Here is a 13,055-nt window from a genome sequence, read left to right as displayed (position 1 = left end):
AAAGGTGCCGGCCGCGGGCGCGCACGGTCAGCGCGATGCGACAGCGGCGACGTTCTAGAGTAGCGCAGCGTCCCGCCGTCGCCTGCGCCGAGGTCGGGCGCGAGGGCGGAACGGGTACGCCGGCGGCGGGCCGCTGCCCACCGCCGGCGCTCCGGACGTCAGATCTTGGCGACCTGGTTGAAGTTCAGCTCCACCGGCGTCTCGCGGCCGAAGATCGACACCAGCACCTTGAGCTTCTGCTGGTCGGCGTTGATCTCACTGATCGTCGCCGGCAGCGAGGCGAAGGCGCCGTCGGTGACGGTGACCGAGTCGCCGACCTCGAAGTCGAGGACCTTGATCTCGGGCTTGGCCTTCTTCTGCTCGGTCTCGACCGCCGGCGCCAGCCACTTCAGCACCTCGTCGAGGGAGAGCGGGGCCGGCCGGTCGGCCCGGTCCGTGGCGCCCACGAAGCCGGTGACGCCCGGCGTGTTGCGAACGCAGGAGTAGGACTCGGCGGTCAGCTCCATCCGGACGAGGATGTAGCCCGGGAAGACCTTGGCCTGGATCTGCGACCGCTTCCCGTTCTTGACCTCCACCTCTTCCCGGGTCGGCACCTCGACCTGGTAGATGTAGTCCTCCATGTCGAGGCTCGTGATCCGGGTCTCGAGGTTGGTCTTGACCTTGTTCTCGTAGCCGGCGTACGAGTGCACCACGTACCAGTCGCCCGGCGCGTAGCGCAGCTTCTGCCGCAGCTCGGCGACCGGGTCGTAGTCCTCGTCCGGCGCGGGCTCGGTGGTGGGGAACTCCGGCTCGCTGGCGGCCTCGACCGACTCGTCACCAGCCGCCGTCGCCACCGTGGACTGCTCGTCCGTGGTCTCGGCGGTCTCGTCGTACTCAGGCACGCTCGCTCACTTCCGTCACTATCGGCTCAGTCGGCCGGTCAGCTGGGGTTGCCGAAGACCCACAGCACGCCCTTCGCGAAGGCGAAGTCAAGGCCGGCCACGATCGTCAGCATCACCGCGACGAAGGCGACCACCACGGCCGTGTAGGTCAGCAGCTCCTTGCGGGTCGGCCAGATGACCTTACGCAGTTCCGCCACGACCTCGCGGATGAATCGGGCGATGCGGCCGAACAGACCGACCCGATCGGTCTCCGCCTTGGTCTTCGGCTTGCTGTCCGCCGAATCCGCCTTCGCCCGCGACCGCGTCGCGGTGCCGCCGCGGGAAACCGGCTCCTCCGCGTCGGTGGCGTCGTCGTCGGCCACGTCGTCGACGACCTCGTCGTGCAGACGGTCGTCGCCGGCGTCCTCGCCGCGCCGCTTCTTGTCGGCCACTTCGCCCTCCGTCGCGGGATGTCGGGGTCGCACGCTGTCGGGCGTGCGCGGCGCTTGGTCACGCCGGCCGGACCAACCGTCCCGCGACGGGCCGCGGCCGGCGGATCAGCCGGGAGGGCCCGAATGCCTCGGGGCCACCCCGCCGATGCCACCACCACGGGCCGGACGCCGCCGTACGGCGGCGCGACCCACGGGAACGGTCAGGCCTGAGGCGCAGGGGTGACAGGACTTGAACCTGCAGCCTGCGGTTTTGGAGACCGCTGCTCTGCCAATTGAGCTACACCCCTGTGCGGCAATGCTCGCCCCACCCGGTCATGCACGACCGTGCAGGGGTTACTTGCCCCACGGCGGACCAGTGTACGGGTAGCGGCACGACTTTCCCAACCGGTCTGCCCCTCGCGCGTCGAGAGCCTGGTCAGCGGGCCGTCCGGACGGTCGCCCGCGCCTGCGACAGCACCTTCTCGCCACCGCAGACGGCGGTCACGTCGAGCCTGGTCAGGCCGTCCTCGGTGACCTCCCGGACCTTTGCCGAGACCTCGATCTCGGTGCCCTCGTCGTCGTCGGGGACGACCACCGGCCGGGTGAAACGCACGTTGTAGTCGACGATCGCGTCGGGCGCCCCGGCCCACTCCGCCACCGCGCGGCCCACCAGCGCCATGGTGAACATGCCGTGGGCGATCACGCCCGGCAGACCCACCTTCGTCGCGGTCCGGTCGCTCCAGTGGATCGGGTTGAAGTCCCCGGAGGCGCCGGCGTAGCGGACCAGGTCCGCGCGCGTCACCCGGAACGTCCTGGTTGGCAGCTCCATCTCAGCCCTCCCCACGTACGACGAGCTTCGACCAGACCGTGACCACCGGCTCGCCGGCCGCAGTGGCGACCTCGGTGCGGGTGGTCAGGAAGCCGTGCCCGCCACGGCTGCTGACGTCGTCGATGACGCTGACGCAGACCAGCTCGTCCCCCGCCACCACGGGACGGGTGTAGGCGAAGCGCTGGTCGCCGTGGACGACGCGGCTGTAGTCGACGCCGAGATCCGGGTCGTCGATGATCTGCTGGTTGGCCGCCAGGGTCAGCACGATGGGGAAGGTCGGCGGGGCGACCACGTCCGGGTGGCCCAGCGCACGGGCGGCCGCGGGGTCGTGGTGGGCCGGATCGGCGGTGCCGATCGCCGTGGCGAACTCGCGGATCTTTTCTCTGCCCACCTGGTAGGGGGCGGTCGGCGGATACGTCCGGCCGACGAAGGACGGGTCCAGGGACATGCCCGCGAACCTACACGCATACGCTGATCGCCGGTCCGTACGGTCGGCGACGGCCGGAGCCGCGCCGTCCATACGGACCGGCGATCGGGAAGTGCCTGAGGACCTGGCCGGCGGACCGGCCGTGGGTCAGCGGGTCTCGCGGTGGACCGTGTGCTTGCCGTCCCGCGGGCAGAACTTCTTCAGCTCGATGCGGTCGGGGTCGTTACGACGGTTCTTGCGCGTGATGTAGTTGCGCTCCTTGCACTCCACACACGCCAAAGTGATCTTCGGCCGGACATCGGTCGCCTTCGCCACGGCGGAGTGCCTTCCTCGCTACGGGTAACAACTACGGCGCATCAGCCTACGCGCTGACGGCGCGGACATGCAAAGTGGGCGCCTGTGGCGCCCATCACCACCGACCGCCGGGAGCTGGCCCGGTGGACGAGAGTAGCGGTGGCCGGACTTGAACCGGCGACACAGCGATTATGAGCCGCTTGCTCTGCCATCTGAGCTACACCGCCGTGGCGGGTCCAGCCGGACCCTCTGAGCCCCCTTACGGAATCGAACCGTAGACCTTCTCCTTACCATGGAGACGCTCTGCCGACTGAGCTAAGGGGGCCTGCGCGATCTCCCCGGGGGGTGACGCGCAGGGGATACATTACACGGCCGTGCGGCGGAGATGAAATCGGATCCCCCACCAGGGCGTTTCCGCAGATCAGGGCACGGCCCGCAGCCGGGGCAGCTCCCCCGGCGAGATCGTCTCCGGGTCCACCTGGGCACCGAACCAGGCCTCCAGCCGCTCGTACGGCAGCGGGCGGCTGAACAGGAAGCCCTGGCCGATCTCGCAGCCGATGTCCTGGAGCAACTCCAGCGTCAGCTCGCTCTCCACGCCCTCGGCGACCACGGCCAGGCCGAACTGCTGGGAGAGCGTGACCACCGCGTTGACGATCGCCAGGTCGCCCGGGTCCGTCGCCATGCCCTGCACGAACGAGCGGTCGACCTTCACCTCGTGCACCGGCAGCCGGCGCAGGTGGGCCAGGGACGAGTCGCCGGTGCCGAAGTCGTCCACCGACAGCCGTACGCCGAGGTCCCGCAGCCGCCGCAGGGTCGGGATGGGCCGGTCGGTGCCGTCCAGCACTCCGGCCTCCTTGATCTCCAGCGTGAGCAGCTGCGGCGCCACGCCGTACTCGTCGAGCAGCTCCTTGACGCGGGCCGGGAAGTGCTGGTCGGTGAGCGTACGGGCGGAGAGGTTGACCGCGACGGCGAGCGGCTGGCCGGCGTGCGTCCAGTCCCGGCTGCGCCGCAGCCCCTCCCGGAGCACGAGCTCGGTGAACCGGCCGAGCTGACCGGTGTGCTCGGCCACCGCCACGAAGTCCTCCGGCGCGACCGTGCCGTGCGCCGGATGCTCCCAGCGGGCCAGGCACTCCACGCCGACCAGCCGACGGTCGCGCAGCGTCACCTTGGGCTGGAAGTAGACCTCCAGCTCGCCGTCGTCCAGGGCCCGCCGCAGGTCGCCGGCGAGGCCGAGCCGCCGCAACGACCGCGACTCCAGCGCCGGGCTGAACAGCTGCACGCTGCCCGGTACGGACTTGGCCGCCGTCGCGGCCAGGTCCACCCGTTGCAGCAGGGACGCCGCGTCGCTGCCGTGGTCGGGATGCACGGCGACACCGACGGCCGTGTCCACGTCGAGGGTGAGCGCGTCGAAGACCATCTCGTCGCGGATCTGCTCGCGCAACTGCGCGGCCAGTTCCACCGCCGCCTCCGCGCTCTCCAGCCGCAGCGTCACCAGGAACTCGTCCCCGCCGGCCCGTCCGACCAGGGCCGACGAGGGTACGCAGGCACGCAGCCGGTTGGCGACCTCCACCAGGACCTTGTCGCCGGCGGCGTGCCCGAGCGACTCGTTGACCTGGCGCAGCCGGTCGACGTCGAACAGCAGCAGGGCCACGACCTCGCCGGGCGCCCGGATCTTGACGGCCTCCTCCAGCGCGCCCGTGATCCGCCGCCGGTTGGGCAGCCGGGTGAGCGTGTCGTGGCTGGCGTCGTGCCGGAGCCGGTCGACCAGCCGCGAATTCTCCAGCGCCACCGCCGCGTGCGCCGCCACCGTCTCGAAGAGCGGCACGTCGGTGCGGACGAAGTGGTTGCTGTCCCCCAGCCGGTTGGCCACCTCCAGCGTCCCGATGACCGCCTGACCGGAGCGCAGGGGAAGGACGATGACGTCCTTGACCCGGTGCGCCGACAGCGGGGCGCGCAGGTCGCCGTCGGTCGTCAACCCTCGGCCGACGGCCACGGTGCGGCCCGCGTCCCGGGCCCGTTCCCGCAGGACGACCGGGGTCTTGGCGAAGTCGAGCAGACCGGGGGCGTCGTTGCGGGCGGTGAGCAGCACCTCGGGGTGCCTGCCCTGCGCGGGCAGCCAGAGCGTCGCGTACTCCGCCTGCATGAGCGCGCGCACGCGGCCCAGGAGGGCGTCGGGCAGGGTGCCGTACTCGCCGCTCTCGCTGACCGCGCGGCTCAGCTCGTACATGTCGGTGAGGGTGCGGTGCTGCCGGAAGAACTGCGCGTACGCCCGGTAGACGAGGGCCAGGGCGACGAGGAGGGCCCCGAGCAGCAGCAGCGACCACCAGGTGGCCGCGATGAGGATGACGACGATCATGCCGCTGGCGATGTTGATCATCGCGGCCAGGAGCGCGGGCGGCGACTGCCGGAGCGTGCCCCGGCCAGCCTGCCAGCCCTGCAACAGGGTGTGCACGCCGGCGACCGAGGCGAGGCTCAACAGGTTGACCATGCTGGCCGCGAGGGACAGCTTGAGCCAGGTGGCCGGGCCGACGCCCTCGACGGGCGGCAACGCCTCGAGCACGAGGACGGCCAGCGACGAGCCCGCGGCCGCCCGGCCCACGTTGAACCAGAACTTCGTCGCGCCGAACCGGTGCCGCAGGTGGGTCGCCGCCGACGCGACCGTGTAGATCACGACGACCGTCAGCGGCTCGACGAGGTAGAACGCGAGGACCAGCGGAATCTCGGTCAGGGTCACGCCGAGGGACTGCCGCCGGACGGTGAAGTTCAGCACCGGGAGCCCGGCGGCCACCATGGCCACGAGGAGTGGCAGCGCGAGCGACCACCCGCCGAACGGCTGCGGCGCCACGAGGCCGACCGCCGTCGTGCAGACGATGGCGATCAGGGCCAACGGCCCGGTGATCAGCCACGCGTATTCAGTCGAGCGGGGGCCGGTGGGGCCACGACCCGCCATCCCGTGCCCCCTTACCGGCCCGCCGGTCTCACGTCATCGAGCGGTGGTTGCTCAGCGAGGTGCGGGCATGTTCCAGATGATGTCGGCGGTCTGGAAGTCACCAATCATGACGCCGCTCGCGAGGACGGCGAGTGCGAAAAGCGAGCCAAGCAGCCGGCCCAGCCTTCGACCAGACATGTTTGCTCCTGTCGGGGAAGTCTCACGGGGATGGTGGAGGTTCCACGATCGTGCCACAAGGCAGGTACCCAGAAAAGCGGTGCGCGTACCGCCGGACCGAGCGTCGACGACGTTGCGCCGTTCGGCCACCGGGCCGCCCCGACCGAGCCCTGATCACGGGGCTGAGCGGGCACCGTGCACTTCGCACATTGCGGATTGCGACCTTCCACGCAATTCGGGGAAGGTCCGAGAGTCCAGACGTACCCACCACCACCGTCGGCGCCCCCCGCCGAGGGGAGACTCGACCGGACATCGACCACCATACTCGTTCTGCGCCAGCATGCCACAGCTTCTGCCGGCCGCCCGACAGACCTCGTGCGCGGACCCGGGGACAGGCACCGGCCGCCCGGTCCGGCTGAGGGGAGCCGCGGTGAGGTCGAGATGAGCAGCGGCGGCGGAACGACGGTGCTGTGGCGCCCGACGCTCATCGGTTGACCCCCGTGACGTGCGGCCGGTTGGGCTGGACAGCGCGCCGAGGGAGTACGGCTGGGCAACGGCCGGCGGCGGCTCAGCCGAACGCCAACGGCCCCCGATCAGCATCCCTGCTGGTCGGGGGCCGTTGGCGCGATTGGCGGCTGGAGGATTCAGAAGACCTCGAAGCTGCGGGTGTCGCTGTAGCTGGCCAGGTGGTCGAGGTCGGGCGGCATGTGAACCCGGTAGTGGTGGGTGCCCTTCGCGGACGGCTGGACGGTGAACGAGTAGGCGCCGGTCCACGACAACGCCGCGCTGCTCACCGGGGACCAGCTTCCGTTCACGTAACGCTCCAGGTGCACCGTCCTGCCCGGGTGGGCCGGGAAGACACTGCCCGACAGGGTGACCGAGCCGCCGAGGGGGACGGACGTCTTCGACAGCGTGGCGGTGACGGCTGTCTTCACCCAGACCGTCGTGAGGCCGCTCTCCGAACCCAGGTGGGCCGTCGAGCCGCGGTGCCGCCACTTGTAGTCCAGGCCCCACGAGGGCTGGTGGCTGTAGCTCACCTCGCCTGAGCTGTCAGTGGTCGACGTGGTGATCAACGTCCACTGGCTGGTGCCCTTACGCCTGCCGTAGAGCTGCATCGGAGCGTCCGCGATGCCCGCACCGGTGTCCGCGCGGACTGCCGCGCCCGACACCGTCACCGCCGAGCCGTGCGCGAGCGAGGTGGCGCTGGCCGTGATCGTGGTCGTGCTGCCGACCAGGGTCACACTCGGCGCGGCCGACAGCTTCCCGCTGCTGTCCCTGACCCACGCCGCGAACGTGTACGTCGTACCCGGCGCCAGCCCCGTCGCCGTGACACTGCCGCCCGTGCCCCCGTACACCGCCGTGCCGGCGGTTGGTGACGACGGCGCCGTCGGGCCCGTGGCACTTCGCACGATCACCTGGTCCAGATCGGTGATCGACGGCAGCGTCCAGGACAGCGCGGCCGAGCCGACACCACCGGTCGCCTTGAAGTTCGACACCATCGGTGGGCCCTCGACGGTGAAGCCGTACGTGGTGACCATGGAGGCGGTGCGGTCGGCCGTGAAGCTGCGGACGCTCAGGACGTACCTGCCAGCGCCCGGCGGTGTCCAGGTCAGCGCCGCGCTGCCATCGGCCTTGGCGGCAACGGTGCCGCCCGAGCCGTCGTTGACCCACCATTGGTACGAGGTCGAGCCGGACATGCGCGGCGTGAAGCTGAAGGTGCCCGGGGCGAGGTGACCGCTGCCGGTCGCCGGGAAGTCGGTCGATGCAACCCGGGGCCCGTCCGTCACGGTCCAGGTCACGCCGTCCGACTCCGTCTGCACGCCGGCGGCGTTGCGGGCGACGACGGTGACGGCCTTGTAGCCGCTCCTGGTCGGGGTGAAGCTGAAGGTGGCGGTGCCGTCGGCGGCCGGCTTGACGACCTGGCTGCTGGCTTCGTCGTAGTGGAGCGTCGCCACGTAGTCGACCACGTCGGCCATCCGGCTGCGGGCCGTAAAGGCCGCCGGCGTGCCCAGGTCGGTGCCGCCGGTGCGGGTCACCGTCGGTGCCGCTCCGTCGACGGAGATCGGTTGCCAGCGCGGATGGGAGAGGGTGCCGTCGGCGCTCCGGCTCTGGATCCGCAGGCCGGCGACGCCGGTCTCGGTGGCCGTCCAGGTCAGGTCGGCGGTGCCGTCCGGCCGAGCGGGAACGGTGATCTTCTCGATCGGCCGCTGCTCCAGGCTCGAGTATTCCGCCCAGTAGACGTACGCCTCGACGTTCGGCATCCGGGGCGCGAGGCGGAAGGTGAGCGACGACCCGATGACCACGTCGCCGCGCGTGTCCCCGGTGAGCGTCGGGCCGTTGTCGACGATGAACCGGTAGGCGCGGTCAGCGTGCGCCGTGCCGTCGTGCGTGACGCTGTGCACGTAGAGGGTCTGCCAGCCGCCGCGCGTCGGAGCAATCATGACCGTCGCCTTTCCGGCGGCGTCCGCGGGCACGGTTCCCGATGGTCCGCCCTCGTCGATCCGCCATGCGAACGACGCCGTGCCGGCGAGCGTGGCGGTGAACTCGAACGCGCCGGGCACGCCGACGTTGTAGTCGAGGTTCGGAGCCAGGTCCTGGTACGCGGCAGAGAAGACCGACGGCCGGGTCTCTTTGACGTAGAACTCGTGGTAGGCCGGCTCTGACGCGTTGCCAGCCCGGTCGATGGCTCGGACGGTGAGCGAGTGGTGGCCGGCAGCTCGCGGGCTCCAGCGGACGGTTGCGGGCCCGCCGAGACCTTCGGCGTTCACCGTGCCCTCCACGGTGTCTTCCGGCAGCTCGCCCGAGTAGAACCGGTACCGGTAGCTGACGGTGTCGGCGGAGACCGGGGCCAGCGCGAACGCGCCGGGGACGCCGATCGCGCCGCTGGCGTCGTCCCAGCTGCCTGCGGGATATTCGGCAGAGGTGACGGTGGGTGCCGGGCCACCGCTGCGGTCGATGGTGAAATGGCACGTGTCGCTCCACGCCGACGCCGCCGCGCCGTCGAGGACCCGCACCCGCCAGGCGTACGTGACACCGTCGAGTTGCTTCGCATCGTCCTCGAGCTGGACGTAGACCTCGTTGCTCTGCTCGCCTATGGTGCGGAGCCACTGCTGCGGGTGCTCCGGGTCGGCCACGTCCCACACCTGGAAGTCGGCCTCAAGCTGGGGGCCCGCACCCGTACGGTCGAAGGTGCCTTTCAGCACGACGGCCTGAGCGGCGTTGAGCAGGACCGGGCTCAGGTACGGCCCCGGTGCGGCAATGGCGCACGACTGGTTGGCGGTCTTCAGGTCGGTGGGTGCGCCCGCGGCCGCGGCGGCCGGGGCCGCGGTGAGCCCCACGATCGTTCCGCAGCCAAGTGTCGAGGCCATGATCAGAGCCATGGCACGCTGACGAGCGCGCGGAGCGTTACCCACGTGGTCTCCCCATGATGGACAGGCGGCGATTATCAGCCGCGAAGAGGATCGCACGCCGCCGCGACCAAGAACGCCCCGGATCCGTTGACCTGGACGCAGTCCCTGGCATGTATCCGGGGATGCGAGCGGGCTCGCCACCTGGCCGGACGGGCTACGACTGCCTCAGACCCGGCCGGTGACGAGGAGGGCCTTGTGGTGGCTCCAGAGCCACTGTAGGTACTGCTGCACCTCCTCCGGCGTGGCGACCCATCCGTTGTCCATGTAGTTGAGGATGCGCGTGATCTCGCCGGGTACGAGGTCGTAGGCGGTCGCTCCGGTCTCCGGGACGGGTGTGTCAGGGGAGACGGCCACGGGGAGCGGGATCATGGGGAGGCGTATTCCAGTCCTGGTGAAGGCCTTGAGGACCGTGAGGTAGACGCGGGCCAGGTGGTAGGGAGAGACAGCGAGCGCGAGGCTGGCGATCCTGCGGGCTTGGACCTGGTCGACGATCCATGCCGCCTGCAGGCCGGTGTTGGAGGCCGGTTCGGCTTGGAGGTGGACTCCGTCGGTGCGACGAAGGCCGAGGCTCCGCAGGTAGTCGAGCGTGATCTCGACATAGGTCTCTTCATCCGGATTCCCATTCGCCACCAGAAGGTAGCGAAGCGCTGGGTTCGCCTCCCAGTTGCGGATCGCATGAGTGAGACGCCATTCCTCGCCCTGACCGGTGGCTACCACGAGAGCGTCGACGTGGTCGGCGGCCGACTGGGGCAGGGTCAGGATCACGGTGAGGGCTTTCAGCACCCCCGCAAGCTGGCCCGCTGTGAAGCCGGCCAGATCCTCCTGCGCCACAACCCGAGGAGCCGCCTTGTGGGGGTTCACCGAACCACCCCGGCCGCGTCGGGAAGGCCGTCGGGTTGAGGAAGAGTGATCATGTACGCGATCTTTCCAGCCCTCAGGCCGGCCGGCGTGCCCGATGCGCGGTTGACCAGGCAACGGCGGTCAACAACGGCACTTAGACTGCGCCATGGCCTATCTGCCCGACACACACCGCGTTCCTGTGATCCGTGCGGACTTCAGCGACGATGCGCTCTGGGCCCAGCTTCAGGAGGAGATCTCCAAGGAGACGGAAGAGCCCCGGAGCAAAAGTCGAGTTTGTCGAGGATCCTCGGGGCTGAGCCGCACACAGCACGGCAGGGTTCTTCACACTCCCCGAGGCACGCCTCACCGCCACCGGTCATCCAGCGCGTCGCCAATGCGCTCGTTCACCCCCGTCCTCTCCCCGTCGATGTGGTTCGCGTGCACAGAGCGCCGGATCGGGCTGGACTTCGCTGGATGGAACGAGAACAGCCCCGGAGCGCGTTTCCGCATCTCACGGGGCTGTTCGTGCACCTGGTGGCGGGTAGAGGATTCGAACCTCTGTAGCTTTCGCGACGGATTTACAGTCCGCTCCCATTGGCCGCTCGGGCAACCCGCCAGGGCACCCCACCGCGTCGTAACGCGGCAGCGGAAGCAAGGATAGCGGCTCACCCCGGCACCGGCGCAACCGGGTACCGTCAGGGGGTCGTACCGCTGGTCAGCGGGGGACGAAGGACCACAGACCGCCGGACAGCAGGAGCATGAGCATGGCAGCGAACCCGTCGTTCGACATCGTGAGCAAGGTCGACCGCCAGGAGGTCGACAACGCTCTCCGCCAGGCGGAGAAGGAGCTCGCGACGCGGTTCGACTTCCGGGGCACCGGCGCCGAGATCTCCTGGTCGGGTGAGGAGGCCATCAGCCTCCAGGCGGAGACCGAGGAGCGGGTGCGGGCGGCGCTGGAGGTCTTCAAGGAGAAGGTGATCAAGCGGAACATCTCGCTGAAGTCGCTGGACGCCGGCGATCCCCGGTCGTCGGGCAAGATCTTCAAGATCGACTGCAAGGTGATCCAGGGCATCGACTCGGACAAGGCCAAGGCCATCAGCAAGAAGATCCGCGACGAGGGCCCGAAGGGCGTCCAGGCCCAGATCCAGGGCGACCAGCTGCGCGTCACCGGCAAGAAGAGGGACGACCTCCAGGCCGTCATCGCGCTGCTCAAGGGCGAGGACTTCGGCGTCGCCCTCCAGTTCACCAACTACCGCTGACGGTGTCCGGTCGGCCCCGCCGCGGCGGGGCCGACCGGACGGCGGACGGCCGACCCTGACAACCCGGGTCGAGAGGACCATGCCGGTTCAGCGGGAGAAGACGAGCAGCAGCACGACCGTCAGGATCGCGCTGATCAGCAGGGATCCGAGGCAGCCCACCCGGTTCGAGAAGAAGACGAACATGCCCGGGGGTACCCCTCCGACGCGACGGGAACCCCGTAGGCGTCAGGCGGGCAGCAGCTCCTCGCTGCGTACCGCCGTGGCCTCCGCGCGGGCGATGGGCCCGGCGGGCAGGGCCGCCACCCCGGCCCCGACGGCCACCGCCGCCCCGGCGAAGACGAACGCCCAGGGCGGCCCGCCGCCGTGGTCGACGATCAGGCCGGCCACCGCGCCGCCGGCGGCGCTGGCACCCACCGACATGGTCACCACCCAGGTGTACGCCTCGTTCAGCATGCTGGTCGGGGCGACCCGGCCGACCAGGGTGTTCTCCAGGGTGAGCGCGGGTGCGATGGTGGCGCCCCCGATCACGAGGGCCGTCCCCAGCGCCACCGGGGTGGGCATCACCGCGAAGACGGCGAAGCTGGCCGCCACCGCGCCGAGCAGCAGCGAGAACTGCCGGGTCATGTTCCGGGCGGGCTTGCGGACACCGAACCAGAAGCCACCCACGGCGCTGCCGACGCCCCAGACGGCCAGCAGCACCCCGGCGAGGCTGTCGGGGTCGTCGGACGTGTAGGCGGAGGCGAACGCCGGCACGGTCACGCCGGCCGCGCCGAAGGCGATGCCGAGGGTGGCCACGCAGAGCAGCAGCGCCGGGAAGCCGGACACGCGCAACGGGCCGAGCCCCGTGGTGCGGTGCTCGCGCGGGTGCGGCTGCCAGCCGCGCATCACGCGGCCGAGGGCCACCGCCATCGTGCCGACCAGGGTCACCACGGCGGCTCCGATCAGGGCGGCCCCGGCGTCGGCGAACAGGATGAAGCCGGCCACCAGCAGCGGGCCGAGCACGAAGACGATCTCGAAGAGCGTGGTCTCGGCGGCGAGAGCGGTGTTACGCAGGTGCCACCGGCCGGACGCCGGCGAGGTCAGGTCGTTCCAGGCGCCGCGGATCGCGGCGGTCAGCGGCGGGTAGGTGGCCCCGGCGACGCCGGATGCCACGAAGACCAGCGCCAGGCTGCCGGCGTCGGAGCGGGCGGACCAGAGCAGGGCGAGCAGGGCGAACGGGTGGGCGACGGCGGTGCCGACGAGCACCGGGGTGGGACCGATCCGGTCGGCGATCCGGCCCGCCACGGGGCTGAGCGCGGCGCCGGAGAGGGCGTAGATGGCCCCGGCGACGGCGGCCAGTGAGTAGCGGCCGGTGACCTGCTCGACGACCAGCAGCAGCGCCAGCGGCGTCATGCCGATCCCGAGCCTGCCGAGGATGCCGGTGAGCAGCAGCATCGGCGCTCCGGGGATCCGCCAGACGCCCAGGTACTGGCGCAGTGCGGCCACGGTCGACCTCCAGGGGATGTAACGAGTGGGGAACCTTTCGACCCTAACGCCGCCGACGGCGCGAGAGGAACGGTTAACGCGCTCACACGGCGTTCCGCCCGTGTCCGGCGGACC

General features: G+C 70.6%; 10 protein-coding genes and 4 tRNA genes. 1 reads left to right on the top strand and 13 read right to left on the bottom strand.

The window, feature by feature from the left end; translation table 11 throughout:
- Positions 1-158 precede the first annotated feature (158 nt).
- The 12 genes from nusG to GA0070610_RS01330 all read right to left on the bottom strand — a co-directional run bounded on the left by nusG (position 159) and on the right by GA0070610_RS01330 (position 10,813).
- Positions 159-881 carry a transcription termination/antitermination protein NusG gene (nusG, locus tag GA0070610_RS01385; protein WP_088998338.1) on the bottom strand — a complete coding sequence of 241 codons (723 nt, stop codon included), beginning with the start codon at positions 879-881 and terminating at the stop codon, positions 159-161.
- 38 nt (positions 882-919) lie between these two features.
- Positions 920-1,312 (bottom strand): preprotein translocase subunit SecE, encoded by a 393-nt coding sequence (gene secE / locus GA0070610_RS01380; RefSeq protein WP_088998337.1) that lies wholly within the window; start codon positions 1,310-1,312, stop codon positions 920-922.
- A 214-nt stretch (positions 1,313-1,526) separates the two neighbouring features.
- A tRNA-Trp gene (locus GA0070610_RS01375) sits at positions 1,527-1,599 on the bottom strand.
- A 128-nt stretch (positions 1,600-1,727) separates the two neighbouring features.
- Positions 1,728-2,120, bottom strand: coding sequence for a MaoC family dehydratase (locus tag GA0070610_RS01370; RefSeq protein ID WP_088998336.1), 393 nt, complete (start codon positions 2,118-2,120; stop codon positions 1,728-1,730).
- A gap of 1 nt (position 2,121) precedes the next feature.
- Positions 2,122-2,568, bottom strand: a complete 447-nt coding sequence (locus tag GA0070610_RS01365) for a MaoC family dehydratase N-terminal domain-containing protein (RefSeq protein WP_088998335.1) — start codon at positions 2,566-2,568, stop codon at positions 2,122-2,124.
- A gap of 126 nt (positions 2,569-2,694) precedes the next feature.
- A complete protein-coding gene (gene rpmG / locus GA0070610_RS01360; RefSeq protein WP_013288652.1) occupies positions 2,695-2,862 on the bottom strand; it encodes a 50S ribosomal protein L33 in 168 nt (55 codons plus the stop codon).
- 133 nt (positions 2,863-2,995) lie between these two features.
- Positions 2,996-3,068, bottom strand: a tRNA-Met gene (locus GA0070610_RS01355).
- 25 nt (positions 3,069-3,093) lie between these two features.
- Positions 3,094-3,166, bottom strand: a tRNA-Thr gene (locus GA0070610_RS01350).
- Between the two features lie 96 nt (positions 3,167-3,262).
- Positions 3,263-5,791: a putative bifunctional diguanylate cyclase/phosphodiesterase gene (locus GA0070610_RS01345; protein WP_088998334.1), complete on the bottom strand. Its 2,529-nt coding sequence runs from the start codon at positions 5,789-5,791 to the stop codon at positions 3,263-3,265.
- An 800-nt stretch (positions 5,792-6,591) separates the two neighbouring features.
- On the bottom strand, positions 6,592-9,498 hold the full coding sequence (locus GA0070610_RS01340) for a phage tail protein (RefSeq protein ID WP_157747016.1): 2,907 nt from the start codon (positions 9,496-9,498) through the stop codon (positions 6,592-6,594).
- 24 nt (positions 9,499-9,522) lie between these two features.
- Positions 9,523-10,218: a YdcF family protein gene (locus tag GA0070610_RS01335; protein ID WP_231925871.1), complete on the bottom strand. Its 696-nt coding sequence runs from the start codon at positions 10,216-10,218 to the stop codon at positions 9,523-9,525.
- Positions 10,219-10,729: 511 nt separating this feature from the next.
- Positions 10,730-10,813, bottom strand: a tRNA-Tyr gene (locus GA0070610_RS01330).
- Between the two features lie 148 nt (positions 10,814-10,961).
- Between GA0070610_RS01330 and GA0070610_RS01325 the strand changes: the two genes are divergently transcribed.
- Positions 10,962-11,456 carry a YajQ family cyclic di-GMP-binding protein gene (locus GA0070610_RS01325; RefSeq protein ID WP_089003198.1) on the top strand — a complete coding sequence of 165 codons (495 nt, stop codon included), beginning with the start codon at positions 10,962-10,964 and terminating at the stop codon, positions 11,454-11,456.
- Between the two features lie 225 nt (positions 11,457-11,681).
- On the opposite strand, the gene GA0070610_RS01320 is transcribed toward GA0070610_RS01325, so the two are convergent.
- On the bottom strand, positions 11,682-12,941 hold the full coding sequence (locus GA0070610_RS01320; RefSeq protein WP_088998331.1) for an MFS transporter: 1,260 nt from the start codon (positions 12,939-12,941) through the stop codon (positions 11,682-11,684).
- Positions 12,942-13,055 lie beyond the last annotated feature (114 nt).

Source organism: Micromonospora echinofusca (genome assembly GCF_900091445.1).
GTDB classification, from domain to species: Bacteria; Actinomycetota; Actinomycetes; order Mycobacteriales; family Micromonosporaceae; genus Micromonospora; species Micromonospora echinofusca.
This window is presented reverse-complemented; position numbering and strand designations above follow the sequence as displayed.